This is a genomic window from Collinsella sp. CLA-ER-H3, assembly GCF_040092425.1.
Lineage (GTDB): Bacteria > Actinomycetota > Coriobacteriia > Coriobacteriales > Coriobacteriaceae > Collinsella.
The window spans coordinates 165,142-185,023 of the sequence record NZ_JBBNLP010000004.1 but is presented as its reverse complement, the minus strand read 5'-3'; the positions used below and the strand labels follow the sequence as shown (position 1 = coordinate 185,023).

The window sequence follows — 19,882 nt, the reverse complement described above, 5'->3', positions numbered from 1 at the left end:
ACTTCAACTAAGCATCTTGACCCCGTTGTGTTATTCTAGAACAGACGTTCGTGAGTAGTGCACGGGGCCTTGCCTTGCGCTTGGTAAAAGACGAGGGGAGGTTGGCTTGGTTATTTTAGGCATTGACCCCGGTTTGGCTCATACGGGTTGGGGGATTATCGAGGAGCGGCGTGGCGAGGTTCGCTGCCGTGCCTATGGCTGCATCGAGACCAGTGCGGGTAGTCCGCTCGCGGTGCGCCTGTCGCATATTGCCCGCGACCTCAAGGGTGTCGTGGAGCGCTATCGACCCGATACCGCTGCTATCGAGAGCATTTACTTTGGCGCCAACGTTCGCTCGGCCATCCCTACGGCGCATGCCCGCGGCGCCGCGCTCGTGGCGCTTTCGGAATGCGCGCTCGAGATTGGCGAGTATACGCCTATGCAGATTAAGCAGGCTGTTGTGGGCACCGGCGCTGCGGACAAACGGCAGGTCGCGTATATGGTTCGTACGCTCACGCAGCTCGATCACGACCCGCATCCCGACCATGCCGCCGATGCCCTGGCCTGCGCCATCTGCCACGTTAACCTCAGCCGCACCCGCGCCCTCACCGGCGGCGAGTTCTATCAACAGAGAGGAACCGGATACTGATGATCTCCCAGCTCCATGGAACGCTTGTCGAGGCCACGATGAGCTCTGCTGTCGTCGACGTGTCGGGCGTTGGCTTTGAACTCGGCATCTCGGGCAGCACTGCGGCCACGTTGCCGACGCCCGGCGGCGAGGTCCGCCTCTACACGCGTATGCAGGTGCGCGAGGACGCTATGACACTTTTCGGTTTTTCCTCTAAGGATGAGCGCACGATGTTCGACCGGCTTGTGTCCGTCTCGGGCGTTGGCCCGCGCTTGGCGCTCGCCGTGCTTTCCACCTATACCGTGGGACAGCTGTATTCCCTGGTGATGGCCGAGGACGACAAGGGCATGGCCAAGGTGCCCGGCGTGGGCAAAAAGACCGCCCAGCGCCTCATCTTGGAGCTCAAGAGCACCTTTGCCAAGGACAAGGGCTTTGTGCCGGTCGATGCGATCCCCGGTCAGGTTGCGATGCCCGTGCCCGCCGCCGCTCCTTCGGCGATCGATGACGCCCGTGCGGCACTCCTTTCCATGGGCTTTAGCCCGCAGGAGACCGATGTCGCTCTGAGCGGGTATGATGGGCAGGATATGCGTGTCGAGGATTTGCTCGGCGCGGCGCTTAAGCGACTCGGAATGGATGCGTGATGTGGGAAGCCGATGACTCTCAGGACCTGTGGGCGACGCCCGGCAACTCGCCGGCGGCATCCATGGCGCACGGCGAGCGCATGGTGGGCTCGGAGCTGACGGCCGAGGACCTCGATGTCGATCGCACTTTGCGCCCCCAGCGCCTGGACGATTACTGCGGTCAGGAGCATATCAAGCAGAGCCTTCGTGTGCTCATCGAGGCAGCGCAGAGCCGCGGCGAGACGCTCGACCACGTGATCTTCTCGGGTCCTCCGGGCCTGGGCAAGACCACGCTGGCCACCGTTATCGCCAACGAGCTGGGCGCTCAGATCAAGACCACGAGTGGTCCGGCCATCGCGCGTACCGGCGACCTGGCGGCTATCCTTACCAATCTGCAGCCGGGTGATGTGCTGTTTATCGACGAGATCCACCGCCTCAACCGTTCGGTCGAGGAAGTCCTGTACCCCGCGATGGAGGACTTTGCCCTCGATATCGTGATTGGCAAGGGTCCGGCGGCGCGCTCGATTCGCCTGGATATCCCCAAGTTTACGCTGGTGGCGGCAACGACCCGCTCAGGCATGTTGACCGGCCCGTTGCGCGACCGCTTTGGCATTTCATATCGCCTGGATTACTACACGGTCGAGGAACTCGCGCAGATTGTTACGCGCTCGGCGACTATCCTGGGCGTGACGATCGACCATCCCAGTGCACTCGAGATCGGCTCGCGTTCGCGCGGCACGCCACGTCTTGCCAACCGCCTGCTCAAGCGCGTGCGCGATTACGCACAGGTGCGCGGCAACGGCCCCATCGAGCTCGATATCTGTCGCCAGGCGCTCGAGTTCTTCGAGATCGATGAGCTCGGTCTGGACTGGATGGATATTCGCATTTTGGAGACGCTCGCTAAGACGTTCTCCGGTCGTGCCGTGGGACTTACGACCCTTGCCAGCGCGGTGGGCGAGGACCCGGGCACGCTCGAGGATGTCTATGAGCCGTATCTGCTGCAGTGCGGGTTGATGATTCGTACGCCGCAGGGCCGTCAGGCAACCCTTCGCACCTTTGAGCACCTGGGGATTGAACCTACCGTTTAGGGCGCTTTGTTTTGGCGGGCTGTTGGGCTATCGCTGGGCATCGGGTAAACATATCGCCGTTCATCGGTTATGGGTGTTTTACTATTGCGCGCCCGTGCTATGCTGAATTGGTCTTTTTCTCATTCGGTAACGAAAGGACCGCCCATGCCTACTGACATCGAAATCGCACGTTCTGTCACGCCGCTGCCTATTACCGAGGTGGCCAAGAACGCCGGCGTCGACGTTAAGCACCTTATTCCGTACGGCTTCGACAAGGCTAAGGTCGACTATTCGCTGCTCAACGAGCCGACCGATCACCAGGCCAAGCTCGTCCTCGTGACCGCTATCAACCCAACGCCTGCGGGCGAGGGCAAGACCACCACGACCATCGGTCTGGCCGATGGCCTGCGTCGTCGCGGCGTCAAGAGTGCCGTGGCCCTGCGCGAGCCTTCGCTCGGCCCCGTCTTTGGTGTTAAGGGCGGTGCTGCCGGCGGCGGCTGGGCTCAGGTGATCCCCATGGAGGATATCAACCTGCACTTTACCGGCGACTTCCATGCCATCGGTGCTGCCAACAACCTGCTGGCCGCCATGCTTGATAACCACATCCAGCAGGGCAACCAGCTTGGCATCGACGTTAAACGCATCACTTGGAAGCGCGTCGTCGATATGAACGACCGTCAGCTGCGCCACGTCATCGACGGTATTGGCGGTAAGGCCCAGGGCGTGCCGCGCGAGGATGGCTTCGATATCACCGTCGCCTCCGAGGTCATGGCAATCCTGTGCCTGTCTACGAGTATCAGCGACCTCAAGGAGCGCCTGGGCGAGATCGTCGTCGGCTACAGCTTTGCCGGCGAGCCCGTCCGTGCCCGCGACCTTAAGGCCCAGGGTGCCATGGCCGCGTTGCTTAAGGACGCGCTCAAGCCCAACCTGGTGCAAACGCTCGAGGGCACGCCCGCGTTTGTCCACGGCGGCCCCTTCGCCAACATCGCCCACGGCTGCAACTCTATCATGGCCACGCGTATGGCGATGCGCTTTGGCGATGTCGCCATTACCGAGGCCGGCTTCGGTGCCGATCTGGGTGCCGAGAAGTTCCTCGACATCAAGTGCCGTATGACGGGCGTTCGCCCCAGCGCCGTCGTGGTCGTCGCGACCGCTCGTGCGCTGAAGTACAACGGTGGCGTCGCCAAGGCCGACCTCAACGAGGAGAACCTCGAGGCACTCAAGGCCGGCATGCCCAACCTGCTGCGTCACGTCGACAACATCCAGAACGTTTATGGTCTGCCCTGCGTGGTCGCCATCAACCGCTTCCCGACGGACACCGAGGCCGAGCTTGCGCTCATCGAGTCCGAGTGCCAGAAGCTCGGCGTCAACGTTAAGCTTTCCGAGGTCTGGGCCAAGGGCGGCGAGGGCGCGCTCGAGCTTGCCGATGAGGTCATGCGTCTGATTGAGCAGCCGAGCGAGCTCAAGTTTGCCTATGAGGACGGCGCCGATGTGGCCGACGCTCTTGAGGCCATTGCCACCAAGGTCTACCGCGCCGACGGCGTTGACTTTACGCCGGCCGCCAAGCGCCAGCTCGCCGAGCTGCGCGAGAACGGCTTTGGCAACCTGCCGGTGTGCGTGGCCAAGACGCAGTACAGCTTTAGCGACAACGCCAAGGCCCTGGGCGCTCCCGAGAACTTCCGCATCACGGTGCGCGAGCTCAAGGTTTCCGCCGGTGCCCACTTTGTGGTCGCACTGACTGGCAGTGTTCTGACCATGCCGGGCCTGCCCAAGGTTCCCGCGGCCGAGAACATCGACGTCGACAACGACGGCAACATCACCGGCCTGTTCTAAGCCTGTTGCCCCTAGCTGCCTGCCCGCCCCGCCGTGCCCCCAAGGCCCGGCGGGGCTTTTTTATCCTTAGGCCCGCGCATGTCTTGTAGATACCGACGGACTCTGCCCATCATAGGCTTTTGCGCGGGTAGAATGCATGGATAACTTGAGGCTCGCGCGCGACGGAAAGGAATCGTTGCATGGATCAGGACAAGACAACCGTGATGGGCGGCTACGGTTCCGCGCAGGCTGGCGATAGCGCCGATGCGACCCGCGTTGTTCCCAACCCCGGTTATGCCGACCCCGCCGCGACGCAGCCTTCTGCCGAGCTCACCCGGGTTATGGGCTATGGCGACACGGCGCAGGATTCTTACGCTGCATCTTCGCAAGGCCCCTATGGCAACGCAGCTCCGGACCCGTTTGATTATGCGTCGCAGGATTCTTATGCCGCTTCGACACCGAATCCCTATGATGACCTGCCGCAGAATCCCATTCCGCAGCCTCAGCAGACGACGTATATGCCTCGCACGGCGCAGCCTCGCTACGAGTCGCGCGAGCCGTATCGCGAGTACCCCAAGTCGATTCCGCAATATGGCGAGGACGAGGAGAAGAAGCCGTCGCGTTCGTCGAGCGTGATCAAGAAGATCCTCATCGTGCTGGCGATCTTCTTTGCGCTGTCGGTTGTGTTTGCCATTGTGTCGGGCATGCTCAACAAGCGAGGGAGTTCAACGGCCGATACCGCTGCCGAGCAAACCGAGTCCGCCTCGTCTAGCACCGTCGATCTGAGCGATATCCCGGGGCAGTACTGGTCCAACGCCAAGAAGCTCCTTAAGTCGCGCGGCGCCGATCTTTCGAATGCCGTGGTCCTGACTGTTGATGGCTCAACGCCCGTCGTCGATGCCAACTGGATCGTTACTTCTGCTTACTATAACGACAGCGGCAACCTCGAAATTCAGCTCACGCACAAGAACAGCTCGGGCAACTCGTCCGACGGCCAAAGCGGTACCGACGGCTCGAGCTCCAATACGCTGGAGGACTTGAGCAACAAGGCACAGGAGCTTGGGGATAAGGCCCAAGAGCTGGGTGATACGGCTCAGAACCTGGGCGACACCGCTCAGAACTTGGGCGACATGGCGACGGATGCCTGGAACGCCCTACAAAACGGCATCTCGGGCGCGCAGGGAAACTAGCTGTTAAGCGGGCTACAGCTGCTCGGCCGGACGCTCGGGCGAACTGAAGCCCGAATCAAATGTGACGACGCACGAGACGTTGGGCCGGCGCTCGTGCACGATGCGCGTGACGAGCTCCAGCAGCTCCTCGTCGGATATATCAAAGCCGTCGGGACGCACCAGGTCAAACGAAACGAACCCGTCGTGCTCGTGCAGGTCGTGGATGGAGAGTGCGGGGTCGATCTGCATGATGCCGCGCTTGACCCAGCCGCGCAAATCATCGCCGGTTGTCGCGATGGGGTCGCAGTGCAGCGTGATGTCAATGCCCATCTGGCGCTTGATGTCGTGCTCGATGGTGTCCAGGATCTCGTGATGTTCAAACGCGTCGCCCTCGCCGGGCATCTCCACGTGGGCGCTGGCAAACTGACGACCGGGGCCGTAGTCGTGCACCATCAGGTCGTGTGTGCCCAAGACCTGCGGATAGGACATGATCTTGTCGCGGATTGCCTGGACGAGCTTGGGGTCGGGCGCTTGCCCCAGCAACGGGCTGATGGCGTCGCGCACCAGGCCCATGCCACTGATGCAGATGAAGACGCCCACGCCCAGGCCCGCCCAGCCGTCGAGGTCAAAGCCGGTCGTCTGCGAAATAAGCGCTGCGGCCAGGACCGATCCCGAGGTGATGACGTCGTTTTTGGAGTCCTGTGCTGTGGCGATGAGTGTTTCGGAATCGATACGGTTGCCCAGCGCACGGTTGAATGCGGCCATCCAGAATTTGACGAGCATGGACAAGACGAGAGCGGCTAGGGAGACCAGTGTGTAGGCGGTGGGGGAGGGCTTGATGATCTTAGTGACCGACTCGAGGATCAGGTTGATGCCGACGGCGCAAACCAGGACGGCGACAAACAAGCCGGCTAGGTACTCGTAGCGGCCGTGGCCATAGGGGTGGCCTTCGTCTGCAGGGCGGCTGGCAAGGCGGAACCCGAGCAGGCTCACGATGTTGCTCGAGGCGTCGGAGAGGTTGTTGAAGGCGTCGGCGATGAGGGAGACGGAGCCGGCGAGCAGGCCTGCGATGCCCTTGGCCAGGCACAGGGTGATGTTGAGGCCAATGCAGATGAGGCTTGCGGCGAAGCCCGCGTTGGTGCGGCAGGAGGTATCGACCGGCTCGCCCTCGCTGCCGGGAACAAGCGTATGTACCAGCCGATTTACAAATAGCATAGCGGTCGTCCTCACAGTCATGTTTAAGGGGATAGTGTAGCTCGCGCGGAGGCGCTGTGCACCGATGCTCAGAAAATGCAGCAATGGTCTGCCGGTGCTAACGAGCGAGCCTTCTCGTTTGCCTGGGTGGTCCATTTTGGGCCACATGGGTATGGGCATGTGCCTGTTTGCTCGACATACTTAATGTCGACAGCCCCTGTGCAAAGGAGGACGTTTCCATGGACGAGATGTTTGCCATTAAATGCCAAAACTGCGGCGGCCCTATGTACTCACACCAGGCTAAACGCAGCTTTGAGTGCGCCTATTGCGGCACGGTCGTTCCGTGGCAGGCCGATGCGGGGGAGCCCAAGAGCGCTTTGGGCATTCGCCATGCGCCGCTGACGGTTGTCGATGGGCTACTTAAGCTCACCCATGTGTCGCAGCTCGAGCGCCCGGAGGACCCGGACTGGTATTTCTTTAATTCGCACTGGCGCAATCAGTCGGTTCTGGAGCATCTGCTATGGGAGGACCGCGGCACGGCGCAGGAGTTCCAAGAAGCCACGCACGTGAGCATTCCCTGCCCCTTCTGCGGCGCGTCCTTTGAAGGCGAGTCCACTCAGCGCGTGTTTGAGTGCCCGTCCTGCGGCAATAAGATCGGCGTTACCGACCTGCTCAAGCCCGGTACCTTTAGCAAGCGCCTGACCATGGGCGTTGGCGCGGAGTATGTACCCGAGCAGGGTATTCCTTGCGAAATCTCACCGCAGCAGGCACGTGCCAACGCGCTGCAGCTGGTGCGCCAGTACCCCGACGCCTTTGCCGGGCACGATGTGGAAGACGTGATTCAAAACGACATGATGCTCTTCTACTTCCCCATGGCGCTCGCGGATTTGCGCATGATGGCGTCCTTCCCGGGCAAGGGCCTGAGCAAGGAGACCTTGGTGTACTACGAGGTACTCGATTGGGCGTATCCGCGGGCAAACTACCTGGACGTTCGTCTTATGGGCATTTTGGAGCCGTGGGACTTTGGCAAGGTGGGGCCGTTCGATCCTGCCATGCAGGAGGGCGACTTTCGCGTTGTCTCCGTCGATGCATCTACCAAGGACCAGGTGGTCATTGATAAGCTGGCGCTCGACATTGCCGGCAACGATGCCGAGGCAGTGCTTGGGCTCAATAAAAAGAGCATCCGAACCTGGGCGCGCAAGGCCCGCAAGCATAAGGACGGTCTGGTGATGGTGCCGGTCTACTTTGTCGATCGTCCGGCGACGGACAGCCGCGACGGCGAGCAAGTGCGCATCGCTGTGAACGGCCAGACGGGCCGCGCGGCCGCGGTGGTGTTTAGCGACAAGCGCGAGACGCATGTGGTGGCACCGCTCAACCCGAGCCTGCATCTGTCCGGCGAGAGCACCGTGCACGCCACGCCCATCGAGGTCAAATACGTTAAGTCGCCGTTTCTGTACCAGATCGTGCGCCGTGGAGGCGGCGAGCAGCAGCATCAGGTGGCAGCGGTCGCCGAGGGTTCTTACCGAGAAGAAAAGCCCAAACGCAAGGGATTGTTCGCTGCGATTTTTGGTAAGTAGGGGAGTGGTGCCGGGGCGTCGGGCTGCATCGCAAGGTCATGAGACGAACTTAAGACTGCTGGGAACGTGCTACCATTGCCGATAGCCTTAATCTTGTAAGAAGCGGAGGCCAGATTATGGGTTTTGCGGATCAGCAGCTTCAGCTTCAGGTACCGTATTCTCCTGACGACACGTTTAATGCCTTGAAGGCAGCTATGGAAAAGCTGCCTAAAGTAAAAGTTGATAGTGCATCGCCCACAACAAGAACAGTTGCAGCCGAGATTGGTATGAGCCTTTGGTCTTGGGGCGAAAATATCAGTATTTCGGTTGTTCCAGTTGAAGGCGGATCTGGCGTTACTGTCAAGTCGTCATCTAAGGTCAGGGCAAACGTATTAAACGGGGGCAAAAATGCAAAGAATATTGCCAAGATAGTCGATGCCCTATCGAAGGAGCTCGAGCGGTATCCGCAGGTTTCACAGACTATTGAGACGCTGGCGGATAGTGGTTGATGTAGTTGCAAGGCTTGAGAGGCTTGCAGCACTGCGTGAGAGTGGAGTACTTACCGAGGAAGAGTTTGCTGCAGAAAAGGCAAAAATCCTTTCGTAATCAGACACGATGGTTGGATTTGCATTCTATTATTGAACTTGTTTATACCAGGCTGAAAACATCGTGTGTAATAAAGGTGCGTAGTAGCCTCGTCTTGATTGGCGGATGTAAATAAACGGTGGAACGGCTGTAAAAGAGCCTTGCCACTGGGTAAAATCAGGATGTGCCGCGGAACCCGCTCCTCAGTCGGTCAACTTTGGAAGCGCGGGCAACGCAGGTACTATCGTCTAAAGGGCCGGGTGCGACCGGCCCTTTGCATGACTCCCTTCGCTATCCGTTACTGCTTATATTCCCGCCAGATCGAGTAGAGGTTCCGGACGATGCCGGTTACATACATCGAGAGGCGCAGGATTTCAAGAAACAAGTTCATAGGCTTCACCCCAATCGGAGATCGGAGCGTTGCCCGCAGGCGGATTCCGCGGCAGTCGTAATTCTACCTCACAGGCCGCGGCGGGAGACATCCTACCCGCCCCATGGCTTGGAGCAGTGTCGATCTAACGGGCAATCAAGCCTCTAGTTCTCTTTGAATTGAGCAAGCATCTGCCCGAAGAAGCTTAGTTCGGATGGCTCATAAATGATCGAACCGCCGTCCGCGGTCCTGTAGACCCCGCAGGGGAGGTAACGCCCGTCGGGGAGGACATAGAGGCTGGCTTCCTCCTTCAGTCCTACTGGAAATAGCGGAATTCCGTTTTCGTCCACTTGGAACTCGTCTATATTTGCGATCTTCCTCTCCATGATGCCTCCTGCCTTATTTCTTGAATGGCGCCTTAAAACAGGCAGCTCTCAATCAGCTCTTTGCCGCGCAGAGTGTCGATCCACTCCTGTGGGATGGCTTTGAGACCGTATGCCGTGCCGGCGAGGGCGCCGGCGACGGCTGCGGTGGTGTCGGTGTCGTCGCCTAGGTTGACGGCGGCAAGCACGCAATCTTCGTAGCTGTTAGTGTTGACGAAACACCAGGTGGCTGCCTTAAGCGTGTCGCGCACGAAGCCACCCGACCTGATCTCCTGCTCAGGCACGCCTTTCAGATGGAGCGCCCACGAGGGGAGCACGTCGTTCATCACATCCCTCATCAGCTCGACAAATATGATGCATGCGTCGGTCGACGTTCTGTGGGCGTGCGTAATCGCGGAGACCTTGCTGACCTCTTCGTCTGTCGCATCGGTGAACGCCAGGGGAGCGATGCGCATGAGCGATCCGTTGCCGTTGTCGCGCTCGCCGGAGCCTCCTTTGCCGGTGCGCAGGGCGCGGGCGGTCGTACCGCCGTAATCGAAAACGCCGTCGATCGTATACTCGCCACGGGCAATCCAGCTTACGAACTTGTCGCGCATGTCCGCGGTGTCGATGTGCCCGAGCTCCCTAATCGAGTCGCAGGTAGCAAGCGTCATAGATGTGTCGTCGCTCCAGGTGCCGGCGGGTTGCCCATGCGTGCCGTAGCCGATCATGTCCGTGCATTCGAACGTACCGCGGGGCCTGAACTCGTAGGGAACGCCCAGCGCGTCACCGACGGCAAGCCCATAGATGCAGTCGCGCAGTGTTGTTTTCGGTCTGTCTGTCATGGAAAGCTCCTCTTATCCCGGGTGATGTGGAGCGCCGTCGGGGGTATCGGTCGCAACGTGCCGCTACCCTTGCGCTTCGCCATTAGTCGCTTCGTTGATGGCGCGGTACTCGGCACTCAGCTCGCGCGCCAGCTCTTCCTTGCTTGGAAGATATGGCAGGTATTTGGCGGCAAACACTTGGTCGTTGTCTTCGGGCAGCGTGTACTCGACGATCGAATCGCTTTTGTCCGCGCAGAGCACGATGCCTATGGGCGGATTGTCGCCTTCGTTCATGAGCTCGCGTGTGTAGTAGTTCACATACATTTGCATCTGGCCCAGGTCCTGATGCGTAAGGTCATCGGTCTTAAGGTCGATGAGCACGAAGCAGCGCATCAGATAGTTGTAAAACACAAGGTCAATATAGAAATGGCGCCCATCAAAGGTGATGCGCTTTTGGCGCGCCTCGAAAGCGAAGCCACGGCCAAGCTCCAGCAGGAACTTCTGAAGATGCGTGATGAGCGCCTGCTCTAGATCGCTCTCGCGAAACGCAGTATCGTCCGAGAAACCTAAAAACTCCAGCACATATGGGTCGCGGATGATATCCTCGGGGCGACGAGCCGGGGCGCTCTTTTGGATTTCCTGGGTGACGGCCTCCTTGTCCTTACTGGCAAGTAGGCGCTCTCGGAACATGGTGTTGATCTGGCGTTCGAGCTGACGCGTGCTCCAGCGAGAATCGGCGCATTCGTTCATGTACCAGTTGCGAGCTTCGGGGTCAGGAATGCGTATTAACCTGCGGTAATGTGTCCAGCTCAATTCGGGACGCAGTGAGTCCCGAATTGGAAATGCAAGATAGAACTGACGCATTTTGCGCAGCTCTCTTGCTTCAAAACCTTTACCAAAATCCTTGGTAAGTCTGATTGCGAGGGCCTTGAGCAGTGCCTCTCCATACTTGGCGCGCTCCTCTCCGCCCTGCTCATCAACAATGCTCTTGCCGATCTCCCAATACGCCTCAACCATCGCAAAGTTAACGGCGGTATATGCCTTGTTGCGAGCGGCGTTGAGAATCGAGGAAACCTGCTTGTAAAAAACTTCTGGCACGATTGTCGATTCCCCGCGGTTTACCAGTTCACCCATCAATATCGCCCGACTTTCCTCTTGAGGAATGCATCTTTATTACATTTAGTTTAAAGCCTCGCGCGGACACGAATTGCTGCGTTGTCTGGCACCTTTGCATGGGGGCCTTGCGGTGACTAAAATGTGACCATAGAGACGGTTTTAGCGAACCCCACGGGGAGCGGCGCGTATGGACAACAACACTTTGCTGTTCCAGGACAAAGGTTCGGGTAGGTTTAAAGACGTCAAGATCTACCCCAACCGTATTGAGGTACTCAAGAAGGGCACTTTCGGCGGCAAGCACACCGAGATTGTCTACCTTAAGGACATCACGGGGGTCAACAGGATCAAGGGCCGCGACGTTTTCCTACGTAACAGGCTGTTGACTGCTTGTGTCTTTAGCCTGAGCAGCCGTGCGAAGGCCCAGGAATTTGTGAACGCGCTGAACATGGTGATGTAGCCGATAGCGGCGTTCGGACCAAGGTAAAAATCGGGGGCACAGAACGGTGTTCTGCGCCCCCGATTGAGTCGATGTGTCTAAAAGGCCGGCTTGCCTATTCGCTACCGTCCCCAGCGTTTTCACCGTCACTGGCAAGCATCGCCGCGCCGGCGACCGTTGTCGCCACGGCGGCGGCAGCGAGCCCGGCGGCAACGCCAGAGCCGTCGCCCGTGTCGGCGAGCTTTCCGCGCGAGCCCTTGCCCTTGTTGCCCTTACCGTTCTTATCAGCGCTGCCTGCGTTGGAACCCGTGCCGCTGCCGGTGCCAGCGCCGCCTGCACTGCCCGAGGCCGCTACGGTAAAGCTTGCGGCTCCATCGCTGGCGAGCGTGTAGTTCTGCGCCGCGTCGCCCAAGAGACCGTTCACGCGCACCCAGTACGTTCCTGCGGCAAATGTTTCGCCCTCGGCCATTGCCGTGCCCGGAGCGCCGTCCGCGTCGTGCACAAACTCGAGATGGGCTGTGCAGGCATCGGTTTCGAGCTTGCCCTCGAGTGATGCCGCAATCTTGGCGCGCACGTCTTCGCCGGCCTTAAGGCCTTCGAGTCCCTCAAAATGGGGCGTCAGCGCGCGTGGATCGATATCAATGGGCACAGAGCCCTGCAGCCCCGTAACGGTCTCGTTGCCCAGGGCGTCGACATCCACGTATTCAATGGCAAACGCATGGCCCGAAGCCGCCACGTTGAGTACGTTGCTGCTGTCGACGAGGCGGAAATGACCCTCGCCAACGGTCTTGCCGTCCTGGAGCGAGACGTCGCTCAGCGAGTTGCCGTACGTCATGCGCATGCGGGTCGGGAGGTAGTACGAAGCTGTCTGCTTGTGCTGTGTATCGTAATCGTAATTGCGCTGATAGATGCTCCGGGCCAGCGCCGCATCAACAAAGTCGGATGCGATAATGCCAATGTGCTTGAGGTAATCTGACTTTGTATCCTCGATGCCGCTGGGATTGATATACGGGCTCTTATACAGATGCTCGTTGACCACTCGTGCCGAGGTAAAAGGATTGCCTCCGTGCGACAAGCCCGTGCAGCTGGTGTAGTTGATAGACCAGCAACGCTCCTGGACTGGCACGTTGGCCCCGTCATCGTCCACGACGTCCACCTTGTTGTGCGTGCGCTCGGTCGTTTCCTTCAGCGCATTATCGACCCAGCTGAGCTTGTCGGTTCCCGTGAGTTTGTACTTGTCCTGGGCGTATACCTTGGTGCAATAGGGCTCTTTGTCGCCTGTTTCCCCCGCGGCTTCAAAGCCCCGCGCGTCTTGGACGAGACACATAGTGGTGCTGTCGGAGTGAGCCTTGATCTTGTCATCCCATTCGGTAAGGTCGAGGCCCCACGTGTGGCCGTCTACGCTGTTGCCGTCGAGCCTAAATCGACGCAGCAGGACGATCTTTCCGCGCACCTCGCCCAGCGTGGGGACGTGGCTCGACGTGTAGAACAGATCGGGGTTATCGGCCATAACTTTGGCGAAGGCCGTCGTAACACTGTCATCGGTAGCCTCGTCGTTGCCGCGCGATGCGAGCATGATAAGCGCTTCTCTCGGGTTTTCGCTCAAAAACGTTTTAAAGTACCCGATGACATCGGAGAGATGCAGATAGTACCCGTCTTTTTTGAATAGGTAGAAATCCCCGTGGCAGATACCGGGGTCGTTGCCCTTTCCGAGTCGGATATCAAAATAGCGGATTCCCTCGAGCAACTGCGTGGGAATGTAATCCTGCTGGCATTTTACTTGCGAGGATTGGGGCTCAGTGTCGTTGTCCACGCTGCAGGTGCCCGAATCGTGCGTACCCGGGATGCTCAGCTCGTCGAGGAACTTGTTGTCGTCGACGTATTTCATCCAACATGGCCCATCGACGTAGCTGCTGTACGTGATCCAGTCGAGGCTGCTAACCGTGGCATCGTTCTTTTTCATGTCGTAACCGATAAGTTCGAGCTCCCACGGAATGCTCTTACTCTTATGGCAGATCTTATTGTTGTCCTGGTCTTCGCCGTTCGATTCTATTGCCAGGTACTTAATGTCTTTTTTCTCGGTTTCTTTCTCGACCGTGCGGTCTCGGATGATATAGGTTCCGTTTGATTGGCGCTCGAACGCAAAAGCGCGGCTGGGCTTGTTGTCATACTCGCCGCCCCATACGTGGATGACCTTTCCATCTTTGTCCGAGTCGTCGTCGACCGACCAAATGCTGTAGCCCGTCTTTTTATGCTCTTCGAAATTGAGCAAGGTGCGGATAGCATACCAGTTTGTATCGTCATTCTTGGTCGTTACGTTCTCAAGGATGAGCTTGCTGGACGTGCCGTCGTTAAACAGGTGGCAGACGTTGCCGCGAACGTTGCCGTCTTGGTTGACGCTCGCGGTGCGAAAATAGCCCGCGGGGCGAAGGCGAATGACGAAATTGTCGAGGCTGTCCGACGGTGCGGGTGTGTTGTCTGCAAATGCCGCTCGCAGGGGAATGCCCGGCGCTGCGGTTTCGGGCAGGCTTGCAAGTGGTGACAACGCCGCAAGCCCTAGGCCCAGCGTAAACGCTCGGCGGCTGATGGCATGGTGTTCGGTCATGACTTCTCCATTCGCAGAGTGCGGTTATGCGATAGTTTTGGTCACTATACTGCCCAGATGTTTAAAGATGCTGGTTTAATTGTCTGCGCGGCGCAATAAATCGGTGGGCGGACGTGTTGGGGTGTTTGTCGTTTTCGTACTGTTGCCACATTTGGGGCGGTTCCGGCGTCCGGCATCCTCGCGTTCGTCAGGTGCCGGCATAAGAAAGGGAGGGTCGGTTTACCGGCCCTCCCTTAGTACGAAACGCTGGGGCACCGTCGCTTGTTTGCACTGCGCCCGTGTTTCCCGCTGCGCTCGCCAGTTGCTTAGCGCTTGATCTCGATATCGTCGAGCTTGACGTCCATGGCCTCGGTCTTGGCTTCGGCGATGTCGTCGGCAAATTCCAGAGACTTCATCATGGTCTCGACGGCGTCCTTGTGCTCCTCGACGTTGTCGATGCTCACGTATACGCTGCCGCCGCCTGCTTCGGTGAAGTACTCAGTCGTCACGCCGCCCGAGTGTGTATAGGAAGCGTTGCGCCAGGTCTTGCCGTTGTACTTGACGGGATCATTCTCGGTCCACTCAAAGTTGGCCTTCCATTTGGCCTCGTAGTCGAACAGCTCGTCAGCGTTCTTGTCAGAGTCGAAGACGGGGATGAAGCGGTCGCTGGCGTGCTCGCTCTCGGTGAACTTAAACTGGGCCCTATCGGCCGTGTCGCCTGCGACGTCCGTGATTTCGACGCCCTCGGGCACCTCGACCTTAAACCAAATGAAGTCGGTCCTCATATCCACGGCTGGCTTTTCTGCGCCGCCGCCACCGCCACTGCCGGTAGCGCCGCCGCTTCCGCCGCAACCCACCAGGGCAACCGCGGCAAAGAGACTGATGCAGAGGGTGAGAATCGCAAAGGCCTTCTTTTTCATGGTCGTGTCCTCCTCGATCTGTAACCGCCCATGGATTACCTGCCTTTACTGTACGCGTGGACGGCTCGCTAGGGTGGGCCATGTGTCCCATTCTGAGGGCTGGAATTGCGCCGACAAGTGGCAATATGCGCGGGTCCAAAAGAGGGGAGGGCCGATGCTGTCGGCCCCCCCCGGGTTGGGCGCCCGTTGTTTTAATGGGCGCATGCGCGCTGGTGCGCGTAGGCGCGTGCGGGTGTCCCGTTACTTGATCTCGATGCTCGAAATCTCGACTTCGCGTGCCTCGGAAACTGCCTCTGCCATGTCATCGGGGAACTCGATGGAGTTGAGGAGCGCCTCGGCTTCTTTCTTGTGCTGGTCGAAGTTCGAGATGAGGACGTAGACGCTTCCCGGCTCAACGTCGGTAAAGAGGAGGGTTGTGATGCCACTGTTGTCCTCGTACGTTCCGACGAGCCACGTCCTGCCGTTATACTCGACGGACCCGCCATCCTTCCACTGGAACGTATCCCCCTTCTTTTCCGCCTGGTCGGCGTGGGATTCCTCGGCAGTCAGCGCTTTTTTCCAAACGGGGATAAAACGATCGGCCGAGGCGTTCTCGTCTTCGGGGAAGGTGAGCTGGACCCTGTCGGCATTCTTGCCGGCGGAGTCGCTTACGCCGACGCCCTCGGGCATCTCGACCTTAAACCAGATAAAGTCGGTCTTCTTGGCGACGGGGGTCTTTTCCTTGCTCTCGCTCTTGGAGGCGCTGCTGCCGCCCGATGCGCTCCCGCCGCAGCCGACAAGGGCAAACGCGGCAAAGAGGGCGATGCAAAGGGAAAGGATCGATAGGGTCTTTTTCTTCATGGTGGCGTCCTCCTTGTCTGCCAGGGACATCGTGTGCCGCGGATCGCTGGGGCGGCGGTTGCGCGTGCACATGATGACTTTGTTTGCTGTGCGGTGATTCCTCCATTCGTCGTCCGGTGCCGTGATGAGCTTGCCCCAACATAGGGCTCCTTACCTATATGTATGCCCCAGTTGCCGCTGCCCGGAAGTCTCGAAAGGTGGGCCATGTGTCCCATGTTTGCGGTGCCGACGCCTATCGTTTGTCATAGAAATCCGCGATGGCCAGGTGCGCTGACGCTTATGTACTTATGGGCTAGACTTAGCACCATTATGTGATCGATGCGGTCGGTCGGCGGTTTCCACCCGACCGATGTATATGACTTGAAGGTGCATGCGTATGAGCCAAGAGATGATGGACAAGACCTGCCGCGGGTTTGCCGAGGCGCTTGCCGCGCGCGAGCCGGTTCCCGGCGGTGGCAGCGCGAGCGCCTTTGTGGGCGCGCTGGGCGCCTCGCTGTGCGGAATGGTTGCCCGCTACGGTGCGACTAATCCCGCGCTTGCTGATCGTGCGGATGACCTGACGCGCGCGTTTGCCCAGGCTGATGAGCTGGCCCAGGAGCTTGTCGAGTTGGTTTCCGAGGACGTTCGTGCCTACAGGCGGGTGTCCGCGGCGTACGGTATTCCGCGTGACGATCCGGCTCGAGCGACCGTGATTCAGGATGCGCTGCATGTGGCCGCTATGCCGCCGTATCGCATTATGGATGCCTGCGGGCGTGCGCTGGCGCTGCTCGAGGACATGGCCGACAAGGGTTCGCGTCAGCTGCTGTCCGATGTGGCGTGCGGCGCCGTGTTCTGCCGTGCCGCTATGCAGGGCGCGAGCTTGACGCTCTTTGCGAACACCACGTCTATGAAAGATCGCGTTCGTGCCGAGGAGCTCGAGACGGCGTGTGATGAGCTGCTCGACACATGGTTGCCGCGCGCCGATGCGCTGGCGCGCCGCGCCGCCGACGCTGCAAGGAAGAGAGGATAGCCATGGCTGAGCTACTGAAGGGTGCTCCTGTTGCTCGCGCGCTGACCGAGGAACTTGCTGTTCGCTGTGCCGCTTTGCGTGAGCGCGGCGTTGTGCCGACGCTCGCCATCGTTCGCGTGGGCGAGCGCGAGGACGACCTATCCTACGAGCGCGGTGCGCTCAAGCGCTGTGAAAAAGTGGGGATTGAGGTTCGTCGCATTTTGCTTCCCGCCGATGTTTCGCAGGACGAGCTGTTGACGGCCATCGAGGACATCAATACCGATTCGGCTGTCCATGGCTGTCTGATGTTCCGCCCGCTGCCCGCCGGCCTTGACGAGAACGCCGTCGCCGCAGCGCTCGATCCCGCCAAGGACGTTGACTCCATGACGCCGGCTTCGCTGCTCACCACGCTTTCGGGGCGCGGTGAGGGTTTTGCCCCCTGCACAGCCGAAGCCGTGCTTGCTTTGCTGGATCATTATGGCGTTGAGCTGGATGGAGCTAAGGTTGCTGTGGTCGGGCGCTCGCTGGTGATCGGGCGTCCTGTTGCTGCCATGCTTACGGCGCGCAATGCGACCGTGACGACGTGCCATACGCATACGCGCGACCTTGCTGCCGAGTGCCGTGCGGCTGATATTGTGGTTGCCGCCGTTGGACGCGCGCGCACGATTGGCGTGGATGCCGTTCGCGAGGACCAGACGATCATTGATGTGGGCATTAACTGGGATGAGGACGCTGGCAAGCTGGTGGGTGACGTCGATTTTGTTGCCGCGGAGCCGGTTGTTGGTGCCATCACCCCCGTGCCGGGCGGCGTGGGCGCCGTGACAACGGCGATTCTCGCCAAACACGTGATCGAAGCGGCCGAGCGCGCATCGAAATAGGCGTTTTGGGCTGTTTGAGGGGTTAGTTCTATACCCCGTGGACAAAAAATGCCAAATATGAGTACTGTTGCCAAGATAGTCACATATATTTTAGGTCAAATAGGCTCTCTAACGATATTTATTATCGTTAGAGAGCCTATTTTATTGGACCTATGAGGAATTAAATCATCTAATTTCTGAACAAATGTAGACTTTCGACACCCATACGTAGCAAAATTGCTGTTACTAAATTGGTGACAGTACTCATATTTGGCATTTTTTGACCACAGGGGTTGCCAGCGCCGTGTTTTCGCCCTTTTTGCGCCGAAGCGATACACTGTTGCCGTTTGATTTCTTCGCTCAAGGAGGATGCGCATGCCGTGCACAACGATTTTGGTTGGTAAGAACGCGAGCTACGACGGGTCGACGCTGGTCGCCCGCAACGAGGACTCGTCCAACGGGGTGTTTGAGCCCAAGCGCATGCGCGTGGTACATCCCGACGAGCAGCCGCGCGTCTACACGAGCGTCTTGAGTCACCTGACCGTTGAACTGCCCGATAACCCCATGCGCTACACGAGCGTCCCCGATGTTGTCCCGGGCCACGGCATCTGGGCCGAGGCCGGTTTCAACGAGCTCAATGTTGGCATGTCCGCAACCGAGACGCTCACCACCAATGAGCGCGTTCGCGGCGCCGACCCGCTCGTGGACTACGTGCCCACCAAGGGCAACGAAGGCGAGGATGGATACGTTCCGGCGCAGCCCGGTGGCTTGGGCGAGGAGGACATGGTGACCCTTGTCCTGCCGTACGCCAAGTCCGCCCGCGACGGCGTTCGTATCCTGGGCGACCTGCTCGAGCGCTACGGCACCTACGAGAACAACGGCATCGCCTTTAGTGATGTGGACGAGATCTGGTGGCTCGAGACCATCGGTGGTCACCACTGGATTGCCAAGCGCGTGCCTGACGACGCCTATGTGACCATGCCCAACCAGCTGGGTATCGACAGCTTTGACCTGGATGACGCCGAGGGCGCCCAGGCCGACCACATGTGCTCCGCCGACTTGCGCGCCTGGATGGCCGAGTGGCATCTGGACCTGACGCTGGACGTCGAGGGCGACGGCCCGGCTGCGGTCTTTAACCCGCGCGAGGCCTTTGGCTCGCACAGCGACAGCGACCACGTCTACAACACGCCGCGCGCGTGGTACATGCAGCGCTGTCTCAACCCCAGCGACGTGTGGGATGGCCCCGACGCCGACTACACGCCCGAGAGCGACGATATCCCCTGGAGCCGCGTGCCCGAGCGCAAGGTGACCATCGAGGACATCAAGTACGTACTCTCGAGCCACTACCAGGGCACGGAGTACGATTGCTACGGTAGCAAGGGCACGCCCGCTACGCGTGGCGCATATCGCCCCATCGGCATCAACCGCAACAGCCAGCTCGCCGTGTTGCAGCTGCGTCCCTATGCGCAGCCGGCCTATCGCGCCGTGCAGTGGATGGCGTTTGGCTCCAACTCGTTTAACGCGCTGGTTCCGCTGTACGCCAACGTCGAGACCATGCCCGAGTACTATGCCGACACGCAGGCTCGCGTGACGTCCGAAAACTTCTACTGGGCCAACCGCCTGATCGGCGCGCTGGCTGACGTCCGCTTCCATGAGTGCGGTCGCGCGGTCGAGGATTATCAGGAGAAGGTCGGTGGCATGGGCCACAAGCAGATCCATGACATCGACGCTGCCGTAGCCGTTCTGCCCGAGGCCGAAGTGCCTGCCGAACTTGCACGCGCCAACGAGGAGTTTGCCGAGCGTGTTCGCGTGGAGACCGATGCTCTACTGGGCAAGGTGCTCTACACCACGAGCTGCGCCATGAAGAACTCTTTTGCGATGAACGACAACGTGAGGTAAGGGTTTCCCGTCGATCGAATAGCGCTAAAACGCTTTGTCGCTTTCGCTCAATCTTGGGTACAAGAACGCCAATGCA

18 protein-coding genes are annotated in these 19,882 nt (G+C 59.5%); 11 read left to right on the top strand and 7 right to left on the bottom strand.

Going from position 1 to position 19,882, the window contains the following annotated elements; genetic code table 11:
* Positions 1-106: 106 nt before the first annotated feature.
* The 5 genes from ruvC to AAAX32_RS04895 all read left to right on the top strand — a co-directional run bounded on the left by ruvC (position 107) and on the right by AAAX32_RS04895 (position 5,296).
* Positions 107-628, top strand: coding sequence for a crossover junction endodeoxyribonuclease RuvC (ruvC, locus tag AAAX32_RS04915; RefSeq protein WP_035137351.1), 522 nt, complete (start codon positions 107-109; stop codon positions 626-628).
* A complete protein-coding gene (ruvA, locus tag AAAX32_RS04910; RefSeq protein ID WP_117564493.1) occupies positions 628-1,248 on the top strand; it encodes a Holliday junction branch migration protein RuvA in 621 nt (206 codons plus the stop codon). Before ruvC ends, ruvA begins: the two co-directional genes overlap by 1 nt.
* Positions 1,248-2,315, top strand: a complete 1,068-nt coding sequence (ruvB, locus tag AAAX32_RS04905) for a Holliday junction branch migration DNA helicase RuvB (protein ID WP_022095140.1) — start codon at positions 1,248-1,250, stop codon at positions 2,313-2,315. The genes ruvA and ruvB overlap by 1 nt, the downstream gene beginning before the upstream one ends.
* A 144-nt stretch (positions 2,316-2,459) precedes the next feature.
* Positions 2,460-4,127 (top strand): formate--tetrahydrofolate ligase, encoded by a 1,668-nt coding sequence (locus AAAX32_RS04900; protein ID WP_117778469.1) that lies wholly within the window; start codon positions 2,460-2,462, stop codon positions 4,125-4,127.
* Between the two features lie 179 nt (positions 4,128-4,306).
* Positions 4,307-5,296 (top strand): hypothetical protein, encoded by a 990-nt coding sequence (locus AAAX32_RS04895; RefSeq protein ID WP_349100157.1) that lies wholly within the window; start codon positions 4,307-4,309, stop codon positions 5,294-5,296.
* Positions 5,297-5,308: 12 nt separating this feature from the next.
* On the opposite strand, the gene AAAX32_RS04890 is transcribed toward AAAX32_RS04895, so the two are convergent.
* A complete protein-coding gene (locus AAAX32_RS04890) occupies positions 5,309-6,490 on the bottom strand; it encodes a cation diffusion facilitator family transporter (protein ID WP_349100156.1) in 1,182 nt (393 codons plus the stop codon).
* Between the two features lie 218 nt (positions 6,491-6,708).
* Between AAAX32_RS04890 and AAAX32_RS04885 the strand changes: the two genes are divergently transcribed.
* Both AAAX32_RS04885 and AAAX32_RS04880 read left to right on the top strand, forming a co-directional pair.
* Entirely contained in the window at positions 6,709-8,046 is a 1,338-nt protein-coding gene (locus AAAX32_RS04885; RefSeq protein WP_349100155.1) for a hypothetical protein, read from the top strand.
* Positions 8,047-8,162: 116 nt separating this feature from the next.
* The gene (locus AAAX32_RS04880; RefSeq protein ID WP_055250926.1) at positions 8,163-8,534 is read left to right on the top strand and encodes a DUF1499 domain-containing protein; all 372 of its coding nucleotides are present in this window, start codon (positions 8,163-8,165) and stop codon (positions 8,532-8,534) included.
* 610 nt (positions 8,535-9,144) lie between these two features.
* Here the strand turns inward: AAAX32_RS04880 and AAAX32_RS04875 are convergent.
* The 3 genes from AAAX32_RS04875 to AAAX32_RS04865 all read right to left on the bottom strand — a co-directional run bounded on the left by AAAX32_RS04875 (position 9,145) and on the right by AAAX32_RS04865 (position 11,264).
* Complete coding sequence (locus AAAX32_RS04875; protein WP_055250924.1) at positions 9,145-9,366, bottom strand: hypothetical protein; 222 nt, start codon at positions 9,364-9,366, stop codon at positions 9,145-9,147.
* A gap of 32 nt (positions 9,367-9,398) precedes the next feature.
* Positions 9,399-10,187 carry an ADP-ribosylglycohydrolase family protein gene (locus AAAX32_RS04870; RefSeq protein WP_117817517.1) on the bottom strand — a complete coding sequence of 263 codons (789 nt, stop codon included), beginning with the start codon at positions 10,185-10,187 and terminating at the stop codon, positions 9,399-9,401.
* 63 nt (positions 10,188-10,250) lie between these two features.
* Complete coding sequence (locus tag AAAX32_RS04865) at positions 10,251-11,264, bottom strand: PDDEXK nuclease domain-containing protein (protein WP_349100154.1); 1,014 nt, start codon at positions 11,262-11,264, stop codon at positions 10,251-10,253.
* Between the two features lie 205 nt (positions 11,265-11,469).
* Between AAAX32_RS04865 and AAAX32_RS04860 the strand changes: the two genes are divergently transcribed.
* A complete protein-coding gene (locus AAAX32_RS04860) occupies positions 11,470-11,739 on the top strand; it encodes a hypothetical protein (protein ID WP_022095134.1) in 270 nt (89 codons plus the stop codon).
* Between the two features lie 94 nt (positions 11,740-11,833).
* Here AAAX32_RS04860 and AAAX32_RS04855 read toward each other — a convergent pair whose 3' ends face one another.
* The 3 genes from AAAX32_RS04855 to AAAX32_RS04845 form a co-directional block, all read right to left on the bottom strand.
* A complete protein-coding gene (locus AAAX32_RS04855; RefSeq protein WP_349100153.1) occupies positions 11,834-14,323 on the bottom strand; it encodes a phosphatidylinositol-specific phospholipase C in 2,490 nt (829 codons plus the stop codon).
* 305 nt (positions 14,324-14,628) lie between these two features.
* Positions 14,629-15,222 carry a hypothetical protein gene (locus tag AAAX32_RS04850; protein ID WP_349090023.1) on the bottom strand — a complete coding sequence of 198 codons (594 nt, stop codon included), beginning with the start codon at positions 15,220-15,222 and terminating at the stop codon, positions 14,629-14,631.
* A gap of 240 nt (positions 15,223-15,462) precedes the next feature.
* The gene (locus AAAX32_RS04845; protein WP_147351026.1) at positions 15,463-16,062 is read right to left on the bottom strand and encodes a hypothetical protein; all 600 of its coding nucleotides are present in this window, start codon (positions 16,060-16,062) and stop codon (positions 15,463-15,465) included.
* Between the two features lie 376 nt (positions 16,063-16,438).
* Here AAAX32_RS04845 and AAAX32_RS04840 point away from each other — a divergent pair, with 376 nt between their 5' ends.
* From AAAX32_RS04840 to AAAX32_RS04830, 3 genes are all read left to right on the top strand, one after another.
* Entirely contained in the window at positions 16,439-17,071 is a 633-nt protein-coding gene (locus AAAX32_RS04840; protein WP_349100152.1) for a cyclodeaminase/cyclohydrolase family protein, read from the top strand.
* Between the two features lie 2 nt (positions 17,072-17,073).
* Positions 17,074-17,928, top strand: a complete 855-nt coding sequence (locus AAAX32_RS04835) for a bifunctional 5,10-methylenetetrahydrofolate dehydrogenase/5,10-methenyltetrahydrofolate cyclohydrolase (RefSeq protein ID WP_349100151.1) — start codon at positions 17,074-17,076, stop codon at positions 17,926-17,928.
* A gap of 354 nt (positions 17,929-18,282) precedes the next feature.
* On the top strand, positions 18,283-19,806 hold the full coding sequence (locus AAAX32_RS04830) for a C69 family dipeptidase (RefSeq protein ID WP_349100150.1): 1,524 nt from the start codon (positions 18,283-18,285) through the stop codon (positions 19,804-19,806).
* The last annotated feature ends 76 nt before the right edge of the window (positions 19,807-19,882 follow it).